Source organism: Cupriavidus sp. PET2-C1 (genome assembly GCF_054515855.1).
Genome location: NZ_JBTNRJ010000003.1, coordinates 726,218 through 748,387 on the forward strand (window position 1 = coordinate 726,218; position 22,170 = coordinate 748,387).

General features: G+C 61.9%; 18 protein-coding genes and 1 pseudogene. 12 read left to right on the forward strand and 7 right to left on the reverse strand.

Annotated elements, in window-relative coordinates; all coding sequences use genetic code 11:
• Positions 1-107: 107 nt before the first annotated feature.
• The 9 genes and pseudogenes from ACX12D_RS37060 to ppc all read left to right on the forward strand — a co-directional run bounded on the left by ACX12D_RS37060 (position 108) and on the right by ppc (position 10,644).
• Positions 108-1,310 carry a CaiB/BaiF CoA transferase family protein gene (locus tag ACX12D_RS37060; RefSeq protein WP_459376799.1) on the forward strand — a complete coding sequence of 401 codons (1,203 nt, stop codon included), beginning with the start codon at positions 108-110 and terminating at the stop codon, positions 1,308-1,310.
• A 12-nt stretch (positions 1,311-1,322) separates the two neighbouring features.
• Positions 1,323-2,303 (forward strand): hydroxymethylglutaryl-CoA lyase, encoded by a 981-nt coding sequence (locus ACX12D_RS37065; protein ID WP_459376801.1) that lies wholly within the window; start codon positions 1,323-1,325, stop codon positions 2,301-2,303.
• A gap of 1 nt (position 2,304) precedes the next feature.
• Positions 2,305-2,691: a VOC family protein gene (locus ACX12D_RS37070; protein WP_459376802.1), complete on the forward strand. Its 387-nt coding sequence runs from the start codon at positions 2,305-2,307 to the stop codon at positions 2,689-2,691.
• A 10-nt stretch (positions 2,692-2,701) separates the two neighbouring features.
• A complete protein-coding gene (locus tag ACX12D_RS37075) occupies positions 2,702-3,715 on the forward strand; it encodes an SMP-30/gluconolactonase/LRE family protein (protein WP_459376803.1) in 1,014 nt (337 codons plus the stop codon).
• An 85-nt stretch (positions 3,716-3,800) separates the two neighbouring features.
• The gene (locus ACX12D_RS37080) at positions 3,801-5,126 is read left to right on the forward strand and encodes an MFS transporter (RefSeq protein WP_459376804.1); all 1,326 of its coding nucleotides are present in this window, start codon (positions 3,801-3,803) and stop codon (positions 5,124-5,126) included.
• A gap of 151 nt (positions 5,127-5,277) precedes the next feature.
• The gene (locus ACX12D_RS37085; RefSeq protein WP_459376805.1) at positions 5,278-6,162 is read left to right on the forward strand and encodes an NAD(P)-dependent oxidoreductase; all 885 of its coding nucleotides are present in this window, start codon (positions 5,278-5,280) and stop codon (positions 6,160-6,162) included.
• Between the two features lie 112 nt (positions 6,163-6,274).
• Positions 6,275-7,243 (forward strand): Bug family tripartite tricarboxylate transporter substrate binding protein, encoded by a 969-nt coding sequence (locus tag ACX12D_RS37090; protein ID WP_459376806.1) that lies wholly within the window; start codon positions 6,275-6,277, stop codon positions 7,241-7,243.
• Between the two features lie 130 nt (positions 7,244-7,373).
• Positions 7,374-7,517, forward strand: coding sequence for a hypothetical protein (locus ACX12D_RS37095; RefSeq protein WP_459376807.1), 144 nt, complete (start codon positions 7,374-7,376; stop codon positions 7,515-7,517).
• Positions 7,518-7,682: 165 nt separating this feature from the next.
• A pseudogene (ppc, locus tag ACX12D_RS37100) lies at positions 7,683-10,644 on the forward strand (phosphoenolpyruvate carboxylase).
• A gap of 285 nt (positions 10,645-10,929) precedes the next feature.
• On the opposite strand, the gene ACX12D_RS37105 reads toward ppc, so the two are convergent.
• The 4 genes from ACX12D_RS37105 to ACX12D_RS37120 all read right to left on the reverse strand — a co-directional run bounded on the left by ACX12D_RS37105 (position 10,930) and on the right by ACX12D_RS37120 (position 16,118).
• The gene (locus tag ACX12D_RS37105; RefSeq protein WP_459376808.1) at positions 10,930-12,501 is read right to left on the reverse strand and encodes a carboxylesterase/lipase family protein; all 1,572 of its coding nucleotides are present in this window, start codon (positions 12,499-12,501) and stop codon (positions 10,930-10,932) included.
• Positions 12,502-13,470: 969 nt separating this feature from the next.
• The gene (locus ACX12D_RS37110; protein ID WP_459376809.1) at positions 13,471-14,406 is read right to left on the reverse strand and encodes an AEC family transporter; all 936 of its coding nucleotides are present in this window, start codon (positions 14,404-14,406) and stop codon (positions 13,471-13,473) included.
• Positions 14,407-14,415: 9 nt separating this feature from the next.
• Positions 14,416-15,084 (reverse strand): GntR family transcriptional regulator, encoded by a 669-nt coding sequence (locus tag ACX12D_RS37115; RefSeq protein WP_459376810.1) that lies wholly within the window; start codon positions 15,082-15,084, stop codon positions 14,416-14,418.
• Between the two features lie 167 nt (positions 15,085-15,251).
• On the reverse strand, positions 15,252-16,118 hold the full coding sequence (locus tag ACX12D_RS37120; protein WP_459376811.1) for a sulfurtransferase: 867 nt from the start codon (positions 16,116-16,118) through the stop codon (positions 15,252-15,254).
• A 131-nt stretch (positions 16,119-16,249) separates the two neighbouring features.
• Between ACX12D_RS37120 and ACX12D_RS37125 the strand changes: the two genes are divergently transcribed.
• The 3 genes from ACX12D_RS37125 to ACX12D_RS37135 all read left to right on the forward strand — a co-directional run bounded on the left by ACX12D_RS37125 (position 16,250) and on the right by ACX12D_RS37135 (position 19,501).
• On the forward strand, positions 16,250-17,014 hold the full coding sequence (locus ACX12D_RS37125) for an RraA family protein (RefSeq protein ID WP_459376812.1): 765 nt from the start codon (positions 16,250-16,252) through the stop codon (positions 17,012-17,014).
• A gap of 75 nt (positions 17,015-17,089) precedes the next feature.
• Positions 17,090-18,073, forward strand: a complete 984-nt coding sequence (locus tag ACX12D_RS37130) for a Bug family tripartite tricarboxylate transporter substrate binding protein (RefSeq protein ID WP_459376814.1) — start codon at positions 17,090-17,092, stop codon at positions 18,071-18,073.
• 78 nt (positions 18,074-18,151) lie between these two features.
• On the forward strand, positions 18,152-19,501 hold the full coding sequence (locus tag ACX12D_RS37135) for an LLM class flavin-dependent oxidoreductase (protein WP_459376815.1): 1,350 nt from the start codon (positions 18,152-18,154) through the stop codon (positions 19,499-19,501).
• Positions 19,502-19,578: 77 nt separating this feature from the next.
• Here ACX12D_RS37135 and ACX12D_RS37140 read toward each other — a convergent pair whose 3' ends face one another.
• The 3 genes from ACX12D_RS37140 to ACX12D_RS37150 form a co-directional block, all read right to left on the reverse strand.
• On the reverse strand, positions 19,579-20,034 hold the full coding sequence (locus ACX12D_RS37140) for a tripartite tricarboxylate transporter substrate-binding protein (RefSeq protein ID WP_459376816.1): 456 nt from the start codon (positions 20,032-20,034) through the stop codon (positions 19,579-19,581).
• On the reverse strand, positions 19,973-20,554 hold the full coding sequence (locus ACX12D_RS37145) for a Bug family tripartite tricarboxylate transporter substrate binding protein (protein ID WP_459377439.1): 582 nt from the start codon (positions 20,552-20,554) through the stop codon (positions 19,973-19,975). Before ACX12D_RS37145 ends, ACX12D_RS37140 begins: the two co-directional genes overlap by 62 nt.
• Before the next feature lie 625 nt (positions 20,555-21,179).
• Positions 21,180-22,154, reverse strand: a complete 975-nt coding sequence (locus ACX12D_RS37150) for a Bug family tripartite tricarboxylate transporter substrate binding protein (RefSeq protein WP_459376817.1) — start codon at positions 22,152-22,154, stop codon at positions 21,180-21,182.
• Positions 22,155-22,170 lie beyond the last annotated feature (16 nt).

The following is a 22,170-nucleotide window of genomic DNA, read 5'->3' on the forward strand; positions in this document are numbered from 1 at the left end:
CGTGCTCGAAGGTCCTTTTCCATTTGGGAAAGGGAGATTGAAGATTCAATGATTATCAAGCGCCGGCTTTTGGCCGAAGATCAATTCCAGAAACAAGGAAGACAGACATGGAGACAACCATCTCGAAGCCGCTGACAGCTGTGCGGGTGCTGGAACTGGGGCAGCTGATTGCCGGTCCGTTCGCTAGCCGGATGCTGGCCGCGTTCGGCGCCGACGTGATCAAGATCGAGCCGCCCGGCACGGGCGATCCGCTGCGCAAATGGCGGCTGCTGCACGAAGGCACCTCGGTCTGGTGGGAGGCGCAGTCCCGCGACAAGCAGTCGGTCACCCTCGATCTGCGCTCGCCGGAGGGTCAGGACGTGATCCGCAGACTGGTCATGCAGAGCGATGTGCTGATTGAGAATTTCCGGCCTGGAACGCTCGAAGGCTGGGGGCTGGGCTGGGAAGAGCTGCATGCGCTGAACCCGCGCCTGGTGATGCTGCGCGTCTCCGGGTACGGGCAGAGTGGTCCCTACCGCGATCGCCCCGGTTTCGGGGTGGTCGGCGAGGCGATGGGCGGCTTGCGCCACCTGAGCGGCGAACCGGGTCGCACGCCGGTGCGAGTTGGCGTGTCCATTGGCGATTCGCTGTCGGCGCTGCATGGCGTCATCGGCATCCTGCTTGCGCTGCGCCATCGTGACGCCAATGGCGGGCAGGGTCAGATGGTCGACGTCGCGCTCTACGAGTCGGTCTTCAACATGATGGAAAGCCTGTTGCCGGAGTACTCGGTATTTGGCGCTGTGCGGCAGCCCGCGGGCAGCAGCTTGCCGGGCATTGCGCCCAGCAATGCGTACCGATGCGGCGACGGTAAGTATGCGCTGATTGCAGGCAACGGCGATGGCATCTTCCGGCGGCTCATGGAAGCGATCGGCCGACCGGATCTTCGCGACGATCCCGCGCTAGCGCAAAACGATGGGCGCGTGCAGCAGGTCGAGCGCCTCGACGCCGCCATCGCCGCCTGGGCGTCACAGCACCCGCTCGATGACGTGCTGGCGGTCCTTAACGACGCCCGTATTCCCGCCGGCAAGATCTACGACGTGGCCGACATTGCCAGCGATCCGCACTACCACGCGCGGGACATGATTCTCGACGCACAGTTGCCCGATGGCACGCCCGTGCAACTGCCCGGCGTCGTGCCTAAGCTCAGCGAGACGCCGGGCAAGCTGTCGCGCCCTGCGCCGGCACTGGGCCAGCATACGGACGAGGTTCTGGCGAACCTCGGCATCGGTGCCGAAACGCGGGACGCATGGCGTGCGCGCGGCATCATCTGACAGGAGACGGACATGAACAGGAAGCGCTTGTACATCCAGGAGGTCGCCACGCGTGACGGCTTCCAGAATGAGGCGAAATTCGTCGACACAGATGCCAAGGTCGCGCTGATCGACCAACTGAGCGGGTGCGGATACGCCAAGATCGAGGTGACATCCTTCACTTCGCCGAAAGCCATCCCGGCACTGCGCGATGCCGAAGCCGTGATGCATCGTATTGCGCGCCGCAAGGGCGTCGTCTATACGGTTCTGGTGCCGAATGTGCGCGGGGCGGAGCGCGCTCTGTCCTGCAACGTCGATGAGACGAATCTCGTCATGTCGGTGAGCGAGAGCCACAACAAGACCAACCTGCGCATGACGCGCGAGCAGTCGTTCTCGCAACTGAGTGACGTTGTTCGGGTTGTCCGACAGACGCCAACCGCGATCAACGTCTCGCTGTCGACCGCATTGGGCTGCCCGATGGAAGGCGATGTACCGCCCGAGACGGTGCTCGGCTGGATGCAGCGCTTCGCGGATCTCGGCGTGCACGGCGTCACGCTCTGCGACACCACCGGCATGGCTTATCCATCGCAGGTCGCCGCGCTGTGCGGAGCTGCACGAGAGCGATTCCCTGACCTCGAACTGACGCTGCATTTCCACAACACGCGCGGCATGGCACTGGCGAACACGCTGGCCGCACTAAGCCAGGGCATCGACCGCTTTGATGCCTCGCTGGGCGGCCTAGGTGGATGCCCTTATGCGCCAGGCGCCACCGGCAACGTTTGCACCGAGGAACTGGTCCACATGCTCGAACTCGACGGCTACGACACCGGCGTGGACCTAGCCGCGATCCTCTCGGCCTCCGCTTTGCTGCCGGGGCTGGTCGGCCACGACGTCCCCAGCCAGTTGCTCAAGGCCGGGCGCCGGCTGGATTTGCATCCCATGCCGTCACCCGAAGCGATACCCGAACAACGGGCATTCGGCGCCGAGGGCGATACCACCCAACCCGGAGCCTGACATGCCGCTCATCGACCATCTCGACCACCTTGTCCTGACCTGCGTGGACCTTGGGGCAACCAAGCGCTTCTACACCGAGGTCATGCAGATGCAGTTGGAGACCTTCGGCGCCGGGCGTATTGCATTCCGATTCGGCAACCAGAAGATCAACCTCCACCAGCGCGGCGCCGAATTTGAGCCGAAAGCGCACCTGCCGGTTCCGGGGGCGCTCGATCTCTGCTTTATCGCGACTGTGCCGTTGGATGCCGTCATTCGTCATCTGCAGCAATGCCAATGGCCGATCATCGAGGGGCCGGTGGAGCGCACCGGCGCCACACAGAAGATCCGCTCGGTCTATGTGCGCGATCCCGATCTGAATCTGATCGAGATCTCCGAGCTGATCGGTTGAGGTGCGGAAGGTGACCCTCTCGACGTATCCACTTTCTCGTGAATTCCATGTGCCGTTCAGCGACCTGCGCATTGTCGCCAGCGGCCTGAAGCGGCCAGAATGCGTGCTGGCCCTCGATGACGGCACGCTGATCGCTGCGCACGGCGACGGCGGCTACTCACTGGTCGACGCTCTCGGGACAGTGCGGCATCGTTTGATCGATCCGCGTGGCGAGCGTGCCTATGTGCCGAACGGGATTGCGCTCGCGCCCAATGGGCGCGTTCTGTTCGCAGATCTCGGATCAGCTTACGGCGGTTTGTTCTCGGTCGACGGACAGGGCCGGCTCGGGACCGTGCTTGATGCGGTGGATGGCGTCGCACTGCCGCCGAGCAATTTCCTCATGGTCGACGAGCACGACGTGCTCTGGTTCACTGTCAGTACCCGCAAGATTCCCCGCAGCCTCGCATGGAACCGTGAGGTCAAGGACGGCTTCATTGGCGTGATTGATTCCAACGGACCCCGCCTGGTCGCTGACGGACTGGGTTATACCAACGAAGTTGCGGTGTCCCCGGATGGCCGCTGGCTTTACGTCAACGAGACTTACGCCCAGCGCTTGAGCCGCTTTCCGCTGTTGGGACCATCGACCTCACCGGAGTTGGGGAGGCGCGAGACGGTTGCACAGTTTGGCGGAGCTGACTTGCCCGACGGGCTAGCCTTTGACGCATTCGGCGGCTTGTGGCTCACGTGCATCGCTAGCAACCGGGTCCTGCTGGTGCGGCCGGATGGTGAAGTGCAGGTCGTCGTCGCGGATACCGACCCGAATCATGCCGCCCGCGTGGAGGAGGGCATCCGCGCGAGTGCATTGCGTCACGAGGACATGCAGACTGCAGGGCACTCCCGGCTGGGGAATGTTTCGAGCATTGCTTTCGGCGGCAGCGATATGAAGACCGCGTTCCTTGGCTGCCTCCTGGATGAGCATATTCGCGCTTTTGACAGCCCCATTCCCGGATTCGAACTGCCGCACAGGAAAAGACGCCTCTTATGAGGGCGCAATAGAAGGTTTCCGGGACAGGGGCAACGGGACAAAGAGTCCGGCCGCCACCTGCACCGTCACCATACAGGAGACAGAGATGACTGATATCGAATCCCGGACGATACGCAAAATCCTGCGCAGATTCGTCCCACTGCTGACCATTTGCTTTGTCGTTGCCTTTCTTGATCGCGTGAACGTGGGCTTTGCGGCTTTGACAATGAACCGCGATCTCGGCCTGAGCAACGCAGCGTTCGGGCTTGCGGCGGGGCTGTTTTTCCTCAGCTATTTCGTTTTCGAGGTGCCGTCGAATATCATTCTGGAACGTGTCGGCGCGCGCCGCTGGATTGCCCGCATCATGCTGACCTGGGGCATCTGCTCTGCCGCCACTGCCTTCGTTCAGGGGGAGTGGTCGCTGTACGCCGTGCGCATCCTGCTCGGGGCTGCCGAGGCGGGCTTCTTTCCAGGGGTAGTGTTCTTTCTCTCGCTCTGGGTGCCGACCGCCTACCGGGCGCGCGTGATCGCGGGATTCATGGCGGCGATGCCGCTGGCAAGCGTGATCGGCTCGCCGCTGTCCGGCTGGCTCATGAGCCTCCATGGCTGGCTGGGGCTGGCCGGCTGGCAGATCATGTTCCTGGTAGAGGCCGTGCCGTCGGTATTGCTTGCCTTCGTTGTGATGAATGTTTTGCGCGATACGCCCCGCGATGCAGAATGGCTGGAAGACGATGAGCGGCAGTGGCTGGAATCGACGCTCGCCTGCGAGCGCTCCGCCCGCTCTGCTGTAGTCGAACATGGCATTCTCAACCTGATCCGAAACCCGGTGATCCTGGCAACAGCGGTTGCCTACTTCGGCGTGACCGGCTTCAACTACGGCTTGAGTTTCTTCTTGCCGCAGATCGTGCGTGCCTTCGACCTGACGATCCAACAGGTGGGATTCGTCAGCGCGCTGCCATTCGTGGCGGGTGCTGCGGGGATGGTCTTGTGGGGCCGTCATTCCGACATGACGGGCGAGCGCCGCTTCCATTTGCTGCTCCCGCTGGGCGTTGCCGCCATCGGCCTCGCAGGCTCCACTCTGGCGGCTACGCCCACCGGCAAGCTCGCGTTGCTGTGCGTGGCCAGCTTCGGTGTGTTCTCCGCCTTGCCGGTGTTCTGGACTGTTGCCCCGCGCCTGCTCGGGCCGGCGGCGGCGGCGGGCATCGCCCTGATCAATTCGCTCGGCAACCTGTCGGGCTTCGTAAATCCGTTTGCTGTCGGCCTGATCAAGGATGCTACCGGCCGTTTCGACGGAGGCCTGCAATTGATCGCGGGATTCGGCGTCCTCGCTGTGGTGATCCTGTTCTTTGTCACGCGCCGCATCCCTCTCCTGGACCCGGCCGCTGCGGCCACCGCACCAAGCGGGACGCCCGCTCGTGCAGCCGACCGATGACTTGCTTTCCACCTGTCGCATCGACTTAAGCACGCACTCCTCACGCGGCTTTGTCCGGGGCATGACGCCAGCATCTCCTGGTGCGATGCGCCGGTGCGCTGGAGTCGGCCACTTGCGTCTGTGCTACGCAAACCAACTTGGATTAGACCAGATGAAAATCGTTTTTCTTGATGCGTCGACGTTGCCGCGGGAGCTGGAGTTTAAGTTGCCAGGCTTTGAGTACATTGCCTATCCGACCACCGCTCCCGCCGAGGTAGGTGAACGGATTGCGCAGGCGAGCGTCGTCATCACCAACAAGGTCCGCTTGAATGCGCAAAGCCTGGAATCTGCCACGGCCTTGCGACTGATTGCCGTGGCAGCAGCAGGTACTGACAACATCGATGCGGCGGCAGCTGAGCGGCTCGGAATCGAACTCAGGAACGTGCCAGATTACGGTTCCGATTCTGTTGCGGAACATGTCATTGCCACCCTCTTCGCGCTACGCCGGAACATCGTTCGGTATGCCGGCGCTGCTACTGACGGTACGTGGTCGAGATCGCCCAATTTCTGCTGGGTGGGGCCGCCGATTCGCGACGTCGGCGGGAGCGTGTTCGGCGTGGTGGGGCGCGGAAGGATTGGCGAGGCTGCCGCCCGTATGGCGCGTGGTCTGGGGATGGAAGTATGGTTTGCGCAGACTCCGGGTTGCCCCTGCCGTGGCGATGAATTGCCACTGGCAACGCTGCTGCCGAAGGTCGACGCGCTGACATTGCATGTACCACTGACGACAGAGACCCGCGGCATGATCGGCGCGTCCGAACTTGAAAGCATGAAGTCGGATGCGGTGCTGATCAACACGGGCCGGGGCGCGCTGGTGGATCCGCTTGCGCTGGCTCATGCCCTCAGATATGGGGAGATCGCCGGCGCCGCCATCGACGTTCTCGAGGTCGAGCCGCCGCCGCTGACGCACCCGCTACTGGCGGCGGACATTCCCAACCTTCTTTGTACCCCGCATGTGGCATGGGCGAGCGATCGCGCACAGGCCAGGCTGGCTGCGTGACTGACGGCCCTGGTCGAAGAGAAGTTCGGGCGAACGGTTTTGCCTGGCACGGACGTCTAGCACGCCACCTTGCCCGCGACATACAACATCGAACGAGACGAGGAGACATCATATGAAATTCACATTCCTGGCGGCCGCTGCCGCGCTTTCCACGTTGACCACAGGGCCTGCAGCGCAGGCCCAAGAGTACCCGGTGAAGCCGATCACGATCGTTGTGCCGAGCGCACCAGCCGGATCGACCGACATCGTGGCGCGCCTGATCGGTGAGCAACTGCAGGCGGCGCTGCATCAGCCTGTGGTAATCGACAACCGGCCCGGGGCGAGCGGAAACATCGGCACCGAGGCGGTGGCACGGGCGGCACCGGATGGTTATACGCTCCTATTGCAGTACTCGGGCTACCACGTGGGTAACCCGGCGCTGTTTCCCCAAATTCGCTGGAAGCCTTCAAGCTTCGCACCGGTGGCCCTGGTCATGCGAGCGCCGCATGTAATTACCGTCAGCGGCAAGCTGCCGGTCACATCGCTGAAGAGCTTGATTGCTTACGGAAAATCGAACGGCAAGGGACTGTTCTATGCCTCATCCGGCAACGGCTCGATCCAGCATATAGCTGGCGAGATGTTTGGCAGGCAGGCTCAGGTCCAGGTGACCAATGTTCCATACAAAGGGGCAGGGCCAGTCATTACCGACCTGATCAGCGGTCAGGTGGACATGTTCATCACCACGCCGCCGAGCGTGATCAGTCACGTGCAGAGCGGGAAGCTGAAGGCACTTGCCTACGCCGGTCCCAAACGGCATCCGTCGATGCCGAGCGTACCGACTACGGCCGAGGCCGGTTTGCCCGGCTACGAGGTGGAGTCCTGGTTCGCCCTGTTCGCGCCAGCCCAAACGCCACCGGCCATCGTTCAGCGGCTGACAATGGAGGTGAAGCGCATCGTCGAAAGCGAGGCTTACCGAAAGAAAATCGAGGAGCAGGGCGCGTTCGCCGCGTACATGGATCCTTCCACACTCGGCAAATTCGTTGAGAAGGAGCTTGCCACATGGTCGCGTGTGATCAAGGATGCCAATATTCGGGCGGACTAAGCGGAATCAAGTCGCGGCGTCGCAGAACACTGCCTTGTGGTGCAGCCAGAGCACTGGGGGAGATGCGCGGACATCGCACGCGATGACTGTCTGACTCTCTCTTGCTCGTCCAACCCCTGGCAAAGGAAACTTGGCAATCCGCCAGAAGATTAGCCGCGGCGGTTTTGAAGGACGTGCCGCAGTGCCGGCCGGTGGGCAACAGGGCGCCTTCGCGGCCAACAACCTGATCGTCTCGGTAGATGTGACCGACGCCTGGCGGCGGCATTTGGTCTAGAACCCGTTCGCCTCTGACGGGGTTTCGTTCTGTTCCATACCACCGCCAAGGGGCCTCTGTGGCGTGGGTGCTTCTTCACGCATTGATTTTTGAATTTGCCAACGTCGACGCACAGCAGTCGCCGCGCGGATGTGACCGAAAGCGCTAAGTGAAAAAGGAAACAGCATGACGCAGCAAGCCCTACGTCCCTCCCGCCGACACGGGTTCACCGGCGGGCGTGCTGACGCCCAGGCCCGCTCTTCGGCTCCCGCCCAGGCATTCTTGCCGGTCGGCACCGATTCCAGTGCATCAACGGAAGGTGCTGAGGTCAAGCGTAGCGGCAACAAGGACGTGCCCCTGCGCGAAGACATCCGCTTCCTGGGCCGCTTGCTGGGCGACTGCGTGCGCGAGCAGGAAGGCGAAGCCGCCTTCGAGGTCGTCGAGACCATCCGCCAGACCGCCGTGCGCTTTCGCCGTGAGAACGACCGCGCCGCCGGCGCGGAGCTGGATCGCCTGCTCAAGCGCCTGTCGCGCGACCAGACCAACTCGGTGGTGCGCGCCTTCAGTTATTTCTCGCACCTGGCCAATATCGCCGAGGACCAGCACCACAACCGCCGCCGTCGCGTGCACGCGCTGGCCGGATCGCCGCCGCAGCCTGGCGCATGCGCTACAGGCCATCGACGCGGCTGGCGTGACCGGCAAGACACTGCGCAAGTTCTTCGACGAAGCGCTGATCGTGCCAGTGCTGACCGCCCACCCGACCGAAGTCCAGCGCAAGAGCATTCTCGACGCCGAGCGCGAGATCGCCCGCCTGCTGGCCGAGCGCGACCTACCCATGACCGCGCGTGAGCGCGAGCACAACACCGCGCTGTTGCGCGCGCGCGTCACCACGCTGTGGCAGACCCGCATGCTGCGCAATACGCGGCTGATGGTGGTGGACGAAATCGAGAATGCGCTGTCCTACTACCGCACCTGCTTCCTGCGCGGCATCCCGCAACTGATGAGCGAGCTGGAAGAGGACATCGCCGCGGTGTTTCCCGCCACGCGCAAGAGCAAGGCTGCGCCGGCCGCCTCTACCCAGCTCGCGCCCTTCTTCCAGATGGGCTCCTGGATCGGCGGCGATCGCGACGGCAACCCCAACGTCACCGCTGACACGCTGCAGCACGCCGCCAGCCAGCAATCGTCGCTGATCCTGGAGTGGTACCTGGACGAAGTCCACGCGCTGGGCGCCGAACTGTCGATGTCGAGCCTGATGGTGGAGGCCAGCCCGGAACTGCTGGCGCTGGCGGATGCCTCGCCCGACCACTCCGAGCATCGCGCCGACGAACCGTACCGCCGCGCACTGATCGGCATCTATGCGCGCCTGGCGGCAACCTGCCAGGCCGTCACCGGGCAGGCCGCGCCGCGCCACCCGGTGGCCGACTCCGCGCCCTATGCCGACGCGCAATCCTTTGCCGCCGACGTGCAGGTCGTGATCGACTCGCTGCGCGCCCACCACGGCGAGGCGCTGGCACGCACCCGCATCGATGCGCTGGCCAAGGCCATCGCCGTGTTCGGCTTCCACCTGGCCTCGATCGACATGCGCCAGGTCTCCGACGTGCACGAGGCGGTGATCGCGGAACTGTTCGCCGCAGCTGGCGTGGAGGCCAACTATGCCGGCCTGACGGAAGCCCGCAAGCTGGAACTGCTGCTGGCCGAGCTGCGCCAGCCGCGCCTGCTGACGCTGCCCTGGCATGCCTATTCCGAGCAGACCCGCAGCGAGCTGGCCATCCTGAACATGGCGCGCGAGCTGCGCGCCCGCTATGGCGCGCGCGTGGCCCGCAACTACATCATCTCGCACACCGAGACGCTGTCCGACCTGGTCGAGGTGCTGCTGCTGCAGAAGGAAACCGGCATGCTGCACGGCACGCTGGGCAGCAAGACCAGCCCGGCGCGCCCGGAACTGATGGTGATCCCGCTGTTCGAGACCATCGAAGACTTGCGCAACGCTGCCGGCATCATGCAATCGCTGCTGGAACTGCCGGGCTTTGCCTCGGTGATCGCCCACCATGGCGGCGAGCAGGAAGTGATGCTGGGCTACTCCGACTCCAACAAGGACGGCGGCTTCCTGACCTCCAACTGGGAGCTGTACAAGGCCGAGCTGGCACTGGTGCAGGTGTTCGAGGCGCGCCGCGTGAAGCTGCGGCTGTTCCATGGCCGCGGCGGCACCGTTGGCCGCGGCGGCGGCCCGACCTACCAGGCCATCCTGTCGCAGCCGCCGGGCACGGTCAACGGCCAGATCCGCCTGACCGAGCAGGGCGAGATCATCAACAGCAAGTTCGCCAACGCCGAGATCGGCCGGCGCAACCTGGAAACGGTGATCGCCGCCACGCTGGAAGCCTCGCTGCTGCCGACGCAAAACGCGCCGAAGGACCTGGCGACGTTCGAGGCCGTGATGCAGCAGCTCTCGGATCGCGCGTTCACGTCGTATCGTCACCTGGTGTACGACACGCCCGGCTTCAAGGACTACTTCTTCGCCACCACGCCGATCACCGAGATCGCCGACCTCAACCTGGGTTCGCGCCCGGCCTCGCGCAAGCTGATGGACAAGAAGCAGCGCCGCATCGAAGACCTGCGCGCGATTCCCTGGGGCTTTTCCTGGGGGCAATGCCGGCTGCTGCTGCCGGGCTGGTACGGCTTTGGCAGCGCGGTCAAGGCGCTGCTGGACGAGGCGCCGGACGAGCGCGCGCACAAGGCCGCCGTGGCCACGCTGCGCCGCATGGTCAAGACCTGGCCGTTCTTCACCACGCTGCTGTCCAATATGGACATGGTGCTGGCCAAGACCGACCTGGCCGTGGCCTCGCGCTACGCCCAGCTGTGCGAAGACGCCGCGCTGCGCAAGACGGTGTTCGCGCGCATCAGCGCCGAGTGGTATCTGACGTGCGAGATGCTGGCCCTGATCACCGGCCGCCACGAGCGCCTCGCCGACAATCCGCTGCTGGCGCGTTCCATCAAGAACCGCTTCGCCTACCTGGACCCGCTCAACCACTTGCAGGTGGAATTGCTCAAGCGCTACCGCTCGGGCAAGGACGGTGACGACATCCGCGTGCGGCGCGGCATTCACCTGACCATCAACGGGGTGGCGGCGGGCCTGCGCAACAGCGGCTGAAGAAGACGGCTCAATGCCGATCCATGAATCACTAAAGCGGAAGCAGCAATAGACTCCGTCGGACTCAGCATGACCGGTTTGACTGGGCAGAGTCGGCAGTGACCAGCCCCCATGTCAGCCGCCGCGATCACAGGGCGGTTTTTCGTCCCGCGCCACTAGAAGCGGAACTGCAGTAGCAGCGGCTTAGGCACCCACGATGTCCTGCTCTGCGAGGCGTTGGCGCTTGTGGTACGACGAAGGCCACGCCCCGATGTACTTGGGGCGTGACTAGCATCTGTTGAAGCGCTAGCGCGTGCGGCCTTGGGCTGTGTAGTAGTCTCGGATGAGCTTCAATCTCGGCGTGTCGTAGCCTTGGCGGTCATGAGGCGCCGTGCCGAATTCCACGAACGGCTCCGTGGTGGTTTCGTACGGTCGCCATGCGGGCAGGCTCCCACCGCCCGGATCGCCAGAGCGTGCGAAGCGTACCCAGGCATCGGCCATATCGCGAGCCACCTGCTCATCCGTGGCATTGAAGGGCCGCATGCGACCGCGATGCGGGGCGCGCAGGTTGTCGAAGACGAACTGCAACTCATCGCCGTGGATCGGTGCCTGCTGAGCATCATTGCGGTGGCGGCTGAACACATAGCGGTACGCCGTGGCGCCATACTTCACGTCGGCCTGAAGCATCTCGCGCGTACCGGAACGGAACTGCGTGTCGCTGTAAAGGTCTGACAAGCCCTGGCCGACTTCGCTATCGCGGGAAGTGCCGAACACAGCCTGCGCGGCACGTTCATAACCTGGGAACGTCTGTGCCAAGTACTTCTCGAACGTTTCTGCTGTCTTGACCGAAAGTTGTCGAGTGGCACCGCCACCTTCGTTCTCGTTGTTGCCGACGAGGATGCGCACCTTGCTGAATTGGCCGCCGGCGAAGGCGACACGGTCGGGCGTGCGGATCGCATAGCCATCCTCCACGATACTTAGCGCACGAGCGGAGGTCATGGTCGCCTCTTGGGGGGGCGCGTTGCGTAGGCGTTCCACCAGGACTTCAGACGGTAGGTCGCGCAGTGCCCTAATGTCCGGCCCGAATGAGGCGCCATACGCTTCGGCCTCGGCCAGTGTAGCCGTGGGGCGCATGACGCCCACGCTCTGCATGATGGCCTGCTGGAACAATCCCTGGCTGAGCGGCGAGACAAGCAGTGCGCTGATGGAATGGGCGCCGGCTGATTGCCCAAACACCGTTACCTTCGCAGGGTCGCCCCCAAATGCGACGATATTTCGCTGGACCCATTTCAACGCGGCGACTTGATCCAATAGCCCGTAGTTGCCGGAGCTGTGTGTTGCAGACTCGGCGGTAAGCTGCGGATGGGCCATGAATCCTAGCAAGCCCAGACGATAATTAAGGGTGACAACCACCACGCCGCGTCGCGCCAGCGCTTCGCCATCGTAAGAGGGATGCGAGCCGGAGCCATAGGTGAATCCTCCGCCGTGTATCCAAACCATCACGGGAAGCTTATCGCCCCCTTGTCGGGCAGGGGACCAGACGTTGACTCGGAGGCAGTCTTCGCTCATGCCTGAGCCGCGTAGTTCCGGATACTCGCTGGGTTGGGGGCAATCGGGTCCGATTGTGCCACCATCGCGTATTCCGCTCCACGGCGCCACAGGTGCAGGCGGCCGCCACCGAAGTTCGCCTGTCGGCGGGGCCGCATAGGGAATCCCACGGTAGGTATGAACGTCATCGCCGGTACCCGAGATTCGGCCGGCCTCCGTCAGGACGCTATTGCCGGTTGACGGCGGGATGGGTGCGGTGCCGCAGGCGGTCAATGTCAAAACCAGGGCCAGTCGCAGGCTCAAGCTTGTCTTCCTCACTTTTGTCTCCATTTTTTTTGGGGGGACGCGATAGTCCGACAAGCATGATGAGGCGGGAATCGATCTCTGCGTATTAAAAAAATCTCAAGCACCCTTTCTAAATGGGAAAGGATGGGTGAGGGCGGATCACCCATCCGGCCTTGCAGAGTTTGCCCAGCAGAGCCGACTTCCCTGCTGGGGTCAGTCTACAGTTGCGCCTGAGCGCTTAACCAGCGACTCCCAAAGCGGCAGCTCCTTGGCAATATGCGTCTGGAACTGGAGAGTGGAGCCGCTCACACCGCTCGATCCCATCTCACCAAGCTTATTCATAATGGCGGGCTCATGCAGAAGACGGTTCAGTTCAGCATTCAACCTTTCGATCAAAGGGGGTGGCGTTCCGGCGGGTACGAACAGCCCATATTTGCGCCGACTGCAATCAGTATGCAGATTGCACAGTACGAGCGAGTTATCGGAGCGCCGCGTTTAGATCGGTCTCATCGGCCCATGGTCTTGGCCGCGCGCGGCCAGTTTCTCTCGCGGCGGGCGAGGGATGTGCTCGTGCAAATCGGGCGGTTGGACGAAGCGGCCCAGACTGTCGCCGTTTGAGGCAGCCGGTGGCCGCGAATTAGCTTAACTCCCTCTGCAATTGTTGGCATTCTGCCGGCCGCGGTGCGCCGCTGCGGGTCGCCGAGATCACGGGACGGCCCGTCATCACGAAGGAGTATCTGCTAGACAGTATCGCGCAGGCCGCGCCCGCCCGAAGATATCATCTATGCGCTCATCGACATCACGTGGCCACGGGGGGCGTGGAGCGCCTTTCAGGGCGGCCGCCGTACTGGGAGCGACACAGAGCTGAGACGACCCAGGGCTACGCCGAACAAGCCAGGTGAGTTGAAGCGGTCAGACTGATAAGAACGTGTTCGGTCGGGAAAAATGGCTCTGTCGGTACTGCTCGTTCAGGTCTGGCATTGGAAGCGGCACGACCTGCAGAGGTTGCGCAGTTCATTGAGTCGGAACAACCCATCGCGTCCAGAATGGAATGGTTAGCACGGAAATCACCGTGGAGAGCACAATAGCTGAAGAGACCACCGCCTCACCCGCGCGGTAGCGGGCCGCAAGCAAATACGAGTTAACCCCAACGGGCATGGCTGCAAAGAGCGTTGCGACGCCGGCATAGGCGGGTGGCATTGAGAAGACATGGAAGGCGACTAGCCACACAAGCAAAGGATGCAGTACCAGTTTTCCCAAAGCAATCAGTATCGCCCCCTTGATACCTTGCAGAACATCATATCGTTTCATGGAGACGCCTAGAGAGAATAGGGCACATGTCGAAGCTGTAGCACCAAATGCTCCCACGATCGATTTCGATACCCCGGTCGGCGCGAGGTCCGCTGCGCGCAGCAATCCACCTATGGCGAGTGCCACCACAATTGGATTCCGCGCCAACGATTTGGCCATATAAGTACACCGCAGCCAGAGGGGGCGTCCATCTCCGGGTTCGACCAAGAGTGTTGCGGCCGCCATCATGAGCGGTAAATGGACCGCTAGCAGCAGGAATAGTGGGACTCTGCCAGCTTCCCCAAAGGCTGCGAGGATGATCGGTACGCCGAAGAAGATAGTGTTCGACTGGCTGGAGGCAAATCCACAGACGATGGATTCACGCCCGCGCGTTGCCCTGGAAAGGCGGATCAAGGAAAAAGAGAGCACCGTCCAGACAACAGCGCAACCACCGAAGTAGGCGATCCAGTAGCCAATGTAAACGGACGATTTTGGACCAGATTGGGTGAGGGTTTCGATGATCAGTGCGGGGACAGCAAGGGAGAATACATACTCGGAGAGGCCATCGCCCACCTTTTCGGAAACCAAGCCCGTCGCCGCCAGAAACCAGCCAGCGAAGACAATGCCAAACATGGGGAGCGTTAGCAGGACCACGTCCATTGAGCCTTCCTACGCTTCTGGCGCTGGTTCGGCTTGGGGCTGCCGCTGAGTCCGAAGCTTCTCCCAGGTCCGTCTAATATGCGCCTCGACGAGCGCGCCAGCCAATTCAGCCTCTCCGCGCGCGATGGCCCGCGTGATCCCCTGGTGATCGAGCAAACTGTCCTCAAGTTCGGTATCAGTGTAGTAAAAGAAGGCGCCGATCACACGCTCCACCCCAAGGAGTTGCTGGGTGAATGCCGAGAGGCGTGGTGATGCTGCGGCTCGTAGAACGACTTCGTGAAACCGTAGGTTGATTTGCTGCAGTTCCGTCAGGAAATCTTCGGGCTTCTTCTCGATCAGGTCTGCGGTTCGTAGGTTAAGAGCATGCATCTCAGCGATATGCTCCTCCTTCCGTCGTCTGGCGGCGAGGCGAGACGCATGGGATTCCACCAGGATGCGCAGGTCGAATATCTCGTCATTGTCACGGTCCGTCCAGGCAGCCACGATGACACCACGGTTTGGCTCTGCAATGACTAGCCCATCTTCGACAAGGCGTCGGAAAGCGACGCGGATCGGTGTCCTGCTGACATTGAGTTCCTCCGCCAGGGATTGCTCCTTCAACCGTTCGCCGGGACCGAATTCACCCAGGATGATCTTTCTTCGAAGGGTGGCGTAGGTATCTCTTGTAGCGCCGCGCATAGTGATTGGTTTGGGATGGATTGAATGCCTCCAGCAATGCTCATGGGAGGTGCAAGACCTACGCCCTGGCGGATCGCCCGGATGCCACGTGTAAGCGCCCGTATCGTACGCTATGTCGGGTTAGCCAGTGACTGAGGCTAGCCGAATGTGCCGTAACACGTATTGTGCTATCCCCGAATTCGCGGACGACTCGGGACGCTGCACCAGTCGCTCCAACTCCCCGCATAGAGCGCTGTGGGTCCTAGGCCCGCGATCTCCATGGCGAGCAGGTTGGGGGTCGCGCTCACTCCACTTCCACACTGATGGACTACCGTCCTGAAGTCGCGATCCCCCAGCAAGGCTTGGAACTCGACCTTGAGTTGTTCCGCGCTCTTGAACCTGCCGTCTTCCTCCAGGTTTGCCGAGAACGGGCGGTTCAGTGCGCCGGGGATGTGCCCCGCGTAAGCGTCTAGCGGTTCGACTTCTCCTCGAAAGCGCGCCGGAACTCTGGCATCAATCAGCGTTTGCGCGAACGTGTCCAAATTCGCAGCAACTTGCTGTGCGTCGACCAGTGCGCGTAATGGATTGCCGAGCGCAAATGTCGTCTGCTCTCGCTGCGCCTCGATGCCGCTTGCAATGGCACCTCCCGCCCTATGCCAAGCCTGTAGGCCCCCATCCAGCACTGCGACTGCATCATGGCCGACCCATTTCAGCATCCACCACAGCCGTCCACAGAAATTCGTGCCGTTTCGATCGTAGACAACGGCTTGCATCTCGTTGGAGAAGCCGACATCGCCAAGCCACTGGGCAAACCTGTCTCGAGCGGGCAGAGGATGTCGGCCGCCGGAGGCTGGAGCTCCCCCGGCATAGCCCTTAGCACTGAGCGCGAGGTCTAAATCCGCGTGAATCGAGCCGGGGATATGGCTATCTAGATATTGTTGATGCCCGAGGCTGGCCTCCGTCAGGTCGGCGGTGCAATCGAAGACGATGTGGGGAACAGAGGCGTTCGCCAGGTTGGCGAGCTGTTCTGGACTGATGAGAAGTGAATAGGGCACGCTCGATTCCACTGGAGTGATTGGCTGCTGTGGCCCAAGTTTACGCTGCCGGACCGTGCCTCGAATCATACCGCAAATTGTTTGTAAATTGCACATAGTGTAATGGGATGATCCAGTAAACGAGGATAACTATGCGGTTAACCGACTTAGAAAAAAACATTTTAGATGCAATCATGTGGCTCTTCAATGGTGAGAGCAGGCCCCATGGCCTCGAACAAGCAATGTCTAAATCGCAGATTGGAAACAGAGTAAACACAACATTTGAGCGTGTGCCGGCGCACATCGCAACGCGCGCGAGAGACATTCCGGTGGCCGTCATCGGCGATGTGTCACATCGCCTCTACAGCCTCCCAGGGGGCTACAAAAACTACTCGAGAGAAGCGCGCAAGTTCGCCGGGCCGGCGTTCCCAGTTCGGGTCCGACCGGGAGATAACCTTTTCCTGCACAAGGCCCTCGACGTCGCGCAGCCTGGTGATGTCATCGTCTGCGATGCCGGCGGCGCGCTGGAGAATGCCATTCTCGGTGAAATGATGGGCAACTATGCGCAATCGCGTGGGATTGCGGCCATAGTCATCGATGGTGCGGTGCGCGATCTGGTCGGCTTGGGGAGGCTTGGAATACCCGTCGTGGCGCGAGGTGTCACTCCCAATGGCCCGTACAAGACAGGACCCGGTGAGGTTGGCTATCCGATTTCAGTGGGCGGGCTATCGATCGCTGCTGGGGATTTGGTCGTGGGTGACGATGATGGGGTAATTGTCCTGCCGCGTGCCGACGCGGCATTCGTGATCGAGAGGGCGCGGGCACAGGTCGACGTCGAGGCGCATTGGGCGCAGCAGATTGCTGACGGCGTTTGGCCGCGCACTTGGGTGGATCAGGCGATCTTTCAGATTGACTGATAGGTAGTCACCACTCACTACGCGAGTGCGGCCACGCGGGCCGCACTAATGACCCCGCATCGCTTGAAGACCGCTATGAAGAAACTCCCGCTGCCATGCGCGGCGATCGCCTCTGCTCTCTTTGGGGCTGCGTTGCCGGCGTTCGCAAACACCTCTGACATCTATCCGGATAAGCCAATCAGGTTGGTCGTTCCGCAATCACCGGGCTCCGTCGCTGACATCATGGCGCGAGTGCTGAGCAAGCCGCTAAGCGATCGGCTCGGGCAATCCATCGTTGTCGAGAATAGGGCAGGTGGGAGTGGCATCATCGCGGCGAAGCTGGTGGCGAATGCCGCTCCCGATGGCTATACGCTTCTTGTTGGGTCAGTCAGCACGCATGGGCTGATCTCCAGCATTGACAAGAGTCATGCGTACGATGCTATCAAGGACTTTGAGCCCGTCAGCCAGATCAATGATGCTCCCTTGGTGTTGGTGGTCAGCCCGAGCTCCGGCCTAACCAGCCTGAAGGAACTGGCCCAACGTGCCCGGGCCAAGCCGGGCTCCTTGACCTACGCCACGGGAGGGAACGCCAGCGGCTCCCGTTTCGCAGTTGAGCTGCTGCGGCTAAACGGGAAGTTGGACATGGTCCATATTCCGTACCGAAGCCCCGCAGAGGCCGTGCGCGCGGTCGTTGCCGGAGAGGCGACGCTGGGTTCTCCGGCCATTCCCAGCGCTCCGGAACTGATTCGCGCGGGGCGGCTGCGGGCACTTGCGGTCACCGGGGAGAGTCGATCTCCGCTATTGCCGGACGTGCCTACTGCGGCGGAATCCGGCTTCCCATCGGTAGTCTTTTACAACTGGACTGGCATCTTTGCGCCTGCCAATACGCCTGCGCGGATCGTCGCCAAACTGAACGAGGCCGTCCGTCTTTCCTTGCAGAACCCAGATGTTATCAAGGCAATAACGGAATCCGGTGCTCGACCTGTAGGGCAAAGTCCCGAGCAGTTCAAGGCGTTCGTAAAGACGGAAGTTAGCAAGTGGGCGCGCACGGCGCACGACGCGAATATCACGAACGACTAAGCCTGAGCGTTGCACCCGGGCACTCACACTATGCCTGCTGACACGGGTATCCGTTTATCGCCACTACCGAGTATTTCGATGCAACTTTCCCTCCAACGTAAGATGAGGCTCAATGCATTCCTCATGCACACGGGCCATCATGTGGCCGCATGGCGCCACCCCGAGGTGCCAGCGAGCGCGGCCGTGGACTTCAAGCATTACCAACACCTGGCAAAGATCGCCGAGGCAGCAAAGTTCGACGCGATATTCCTCGCGGACCACGTCGGTGTGAACGCCGGTGGCAGCGGAGAGAACATTGCCGTACAGCAGCGAACCGCACGAGCCAATACGTTTGAGCCGCTAACGCTGCTGGCAGCACTCGCTGTGACCACCGAAGACATCGGGCTGATCGCCACAGTCTCGACAAGCTACAACGAGCCCTTCAACGTGGCGAGGAAATTCGCTTCCCTGGATCACCTGAGCAAGGGGCGCGTGGGCTGGAATGTCGTCACCTCGGCCACAGAGACGGAAGCGAAGAACTTCGGCCTCGATCAGCAGCGAGAGCATGCGTTGCGCTACGAGCGTGCGGGAGAGTTCGTCGATATCGTGCGCGGCTTGTGGGACAGTTGGGCCGACGATGCATTTCACTACGACAAGGCCACGGCGCGGTACTTTGACCCTGATGCTGTGCAGTCTATCGACCACCGAGGCAAGCACTATCAGGTGAAAGGCCCCTTGAATATTGCCCGCTCACCGCAGGGGCAGCCCGTGATCGTCCAGGCAGGATCGTCCGAGACGGGGCAGGAACTCGCGGCGAGAACCGCCGAGATCGTCTTTACTGCTCAGCAGTCGCTGTCGAGTGCGCAATCATTCTATGGCGCGCTGAAAGGGCGTCTTGCCAAGTATGGTCGCCAACCGGACGAACTGGCTGTTATGCCAGGCTTGTTTGCCATGGTCGGCCAGAGCGAGGCGCATGCGCGGGAGAAGCTGGAGCAGTTGCAGGAGTTGCTGCCAGCCGAGGTTGGCATCGGCCTTTTGTCGGCGCAACTGGGTGGTGTGGATCTTTCCGGTTACGACCTCGATGCCCCCTTTCCTGAACATTTGCCGGAGCCGGCCGGCGCGAAAGGCAGGTTTCTGCTCCTCACCACGCTTGCAAGACAGGAGGAACTGACGATTCGCCAACTCTATCATCGTGTTGCGACCGCACGGGGCCATTGGTCTATCGCCGGAACTGCATCACAGATCGCAGACCAAATGCAGGAGTGGTTCGAGAATGGCGCCGCTGACGGTTTCAATGTCATGGCCCCGTATCTGCCTGGCGGCTTGGAAGACTTTGCCAGCAGTGTCGTTCCGGAGCTACAGCGCCGCGGCCTTTTCCGCAAGGAGTACGAAGGTAAAACGTTGCGCGACCGATTCGGCCTGCTGCGGCCTGAGCGAAGAGTGCGTTAGGCAACCGCCGACCGTGCCGGTGCGAAGCGGTAGCGGAGGCGTAGATCCGTCGCTCGCAGATGCGGACCTCACATGGGCTAGTCTACTGTGGCGTCGGAGGCTTTCACGGCGCCATTCCATTTCACGATGTCGCTGGCGACGAATGCATGAAATTGCTGCGAGGTCATGGTCATCGGCTCGACGCCTAGCCCAGCCAGCTGTGCTCGGACTTCGGGCGCCGCCAGCACAGTCCGCACGGCCGCGTTCATGGGTGCAGCGATGGGCGTGGGCAGGCCTACGGGCGCAAAGAGGCCATACCAGGGCTGGGCATCGAAGCCTTTTATGCCGCTCTCGGCGAGCGTGGGGATATCGGGGAATACCGCCGAGCGTTGGCTGCTCGTCACGGCAAGCACCTTGATGTTGTCAGCCTTGACCTGCGGCATGATGGGCAAGGGATTCTCGAAGGCCAGAGACACTTGGCCACCGGCTAGGTCATTGAGCAGTGGACCGGATCCTTTGTAGGGGATGTGTTGCAGCTTGGCCTTGGCGGCCACATCGAACATCATCTCCGATGATGTGCTGTGGCGAGCCGGAACCTGCTGAGCCAAAGGCAAGTTTCCCTTCCTTGCCCTTCGCAATCAGGTCGCCGAGCGAACTGATACCGGACTTGGCATTTACCGCCACAACGAAGCTGGCCTTGGCCAGCGGGGAGATGGAGCTGAAATCGGATTCAGGCTTGTAGGGTAACTTCGGATATAGCGCACCGGCGATTACGATAGGACCGCTGGAGGCGACCAGGAACGTGTAGCCGTCTGGCTTTGCCTTGGCCACATAGTTTGTGCCGATATTGCCTCCCGCCCCCGCGCGGTTCTCCACGATGACCGTTTGTCCTAGCTGTTCGTGCAAGCGTGCCGCAAGCAGGCGCGCGAGCACGTCGGTGGTGCCGCCGGGGGCGTACGGCGACACTAATGTGATTGTTTTCGCCGGCCACGCCCCCTGAGCATGCACGAAAGGATGAGCGGCCATTGCGGTGAGGCCGAACAGCAAGGCTATGGATTTCATGTTGCGAGTCATATCTGTCTCCGCCTTCTTTTCGCTAGTATGGGTGTTGACGCTTCGCCTGCCGCTCTCAGTCGACATCCGTATGACAGCATCGCTGGATCGCCTCGATCGATGCACGAACCATGCGATCAGTTCCCTTGTTAATTCTGTCTCTCTGGGGTTGATGCCATTGGATCCCCACTCGTGCATAACTTCGGCGACGGAGCGGCCCGCGCGCACTACCTGCGCCATGGCGCTCCGGCGGCGCGCGCTCCTTTTCTCTGGTCCTCGGCCTACCCGCGGGGACGGCTGCACTGCCATATCGGACTTTCAGCGATAGAGTTAGATCTGTAAATTCCGAATAGCAGAAGCTATCAATAGGGTAAACATATCAACTGGTCGTGTAGCGCTCGATTTCACTGTCACCAGTGGGTTTTCCCGGTTGTGGCGGAGAAGCCAAGCCATGCAATTAGGGGGCGTCCACCGGTCACCAAGCAGGTCCAGAGCCTCGAGCAGGCCCTGGTCCGGAGCTACACACGCCTAACGCGGACGCCTTTCGAGACTGCGCGGGAATGAGACGCTCCCCTGTCACGCAATCGTCGAGCGAGACCGCTGCATCCATCCGCGCCTCAAGGCGAGGCGCTATCGCCGTCTGTTCCTAGTCGATCGCTACGTGGGCTTCCGTTACCACCGTCTTCCAGGCCTTCAGATCAGTGGCGAGCATGGAGGCCAGTTCGGCTGGACTAGAAGCCTTCGGCTCCGCGCCTTGCTCCTCGAGCCTTCGCGCAATGGCAGGATCGGCAATCACCTCCTTCACAGCCGCGGTGAGTTTTGCCTCAATCTCGGGCGAGGTACCCTTCGGCACGAACACCGCGAACCAGGAGTCCACCACCATATTGGGGAAGCCCGCTTGTCGGGCAGTGGGAAGGTCCGGGAATATCGGCGAACGCTCCTGGCCGGTCACGCCAATCGCGCGCAGCTTGCCTGCCTTGATATACGGCAACGCGGTGGGGATGGTAGAGAACATCACTTGGACCTGACCGGCCATCAGGTCGCTCAGCGCAGGCGCCGCGCCCTTGTAAGGCACATGCGACATCTGGATACCGGCCTGACGGGACAGCATTTCCCCTGCCAAATGGAAGATGCTGCCGGCACCTGCTGATCCATAGTTCAGTTGTCCCGGGTGGGCCTTGGCGTAGGCGACAAGCTCGGGAAGGGTCTTGACCGGCAGCGACGGCGAAACCACCACGACGTTGTTGACGCGCGCCACGGTGGAGATCGGGTCGAAGCTTTTGATGGGATCCCAACTCAATCGTTTGTACAGTGAGGGATTGATGGCGTTGGTGCCGTTGTAGCCCATCAGCAGCGTGTAGCCATCGGGTTTTGCTTGGGCCACCATCGCGGCTCCGATGTTGCCGCCAGCACCGCCGCGGTTATCGACAATCACGGGCTTACCAAGCTTGCGGCCCAGGCCGTCGGCAACAATGCGCCCGAGGATATCGGTGGTGCCGCCCGGAGTGAACGGCACCACTAGCGTGACCGGCTTCGATGGATAGGTTTCGGCGTGCGCGGACAGGGCCATGCCGGCAAGCAGGCAGGCCGCAGCTCTGCGGATGCGGGATGTGGTATTCATGTCTTGTCTCCGTCAG

Coding starts and splice junctions, on each gene's coding strand:
- ACX12D_RS37060 (WP_459376799.1), top strand. CDS start 108: ATGGAGACAACCATCTCGAAGCCGCTGACAGCTGTGCGGGTGCTGGAA.
- ACX12D_RS37090 (WP_459376806.1), top strand. CDS start 6,275: ATGAAATTCACATTCCTGGCGGCCGCTGCCGCGCTTTCCACGTTGACC.
- ACX12D_RS37080 (WP_459376804.1), top strand. CDS start 3,801: ATGACTGATATCGAATCCCGGACGATACGCAAAATCCTGCGCAGATTC.
- ACX12D_RS37105 (WP_459376808.1), bottom strand. CDS start 12,501: ATGGAGACAAAAGTGAGGAAGACAAGCTTGAGCCTGCGACTGGCCCTG.
- ACX12D_RS37065 (WP_459376801.1), top strand. CDS start 1,323: ATGAACAGGAAGCGCTTGTACATCCAGGAGGTCGCCACGCGTGACGGC.
- ACX12D_RS37070 (WP_459376802.1), top strand. CDS start 2,305: ATGCCGCTCATCGACCATCTCGACCACCTTGTCCTGACCTGCGTGGAC.
- ACX12D_RS37125 (WP_459376812.1), top strand. CDS start 16,250: ATGCGGTTAACCGACTTAGAAAAAAACATTTTAGATGCAATCATGTGG.
- ACX12D_RS37085 (WP_459376805.1), top strand. CDS start 5,278: ATGAAAATCGTTTTTCTTGATGCGTCGACGTTGCCGCGGGAGCTGGAG.
- ACX12D_RS37145 (WP_459377439.1), bottom strand. CDS start 20,554: ATGACTCGCAACATGAAATCCATAGCCTTGCTGTTCGGCCTCACCGCA.
- ACX12D_RS37150 (WP_459376817.1), bottom strand. CDS start 22,154: ATGAATACCACATCCCGCATCCGCAGAGCTGCGGCCTGCCTGCTTGCC.
- ACX12D_RS37115 (WP_459376810.1), bottom strand. CDS start 15,084: ATGCGCGGCGCTACAAGAGATACCTACGCCACCCTTCGAAGAAAGATC.
- ACX12D_RS37110 (WP_459376809.1), bottom strand. CDS start 14,406: ATGGACGTGGTCCTGCTAACGCTCCCCATGTTTGGCATTGTCTTCGCT.
- ACX12D_RS37130 (WP_459376814.1), top strand. CDS start 17,090: ATGAAGAAACTCCCGCTGCCATGCGCGGCGATCGCCTCTGCTCTCTTT.
- ACX12D_RS37135 (WP_459376815.1), top strand. CDS start 18,152: ATGCAACTTTCCCTCCAACGTAAGATGAGGCTCAATGCATTCCTCATG.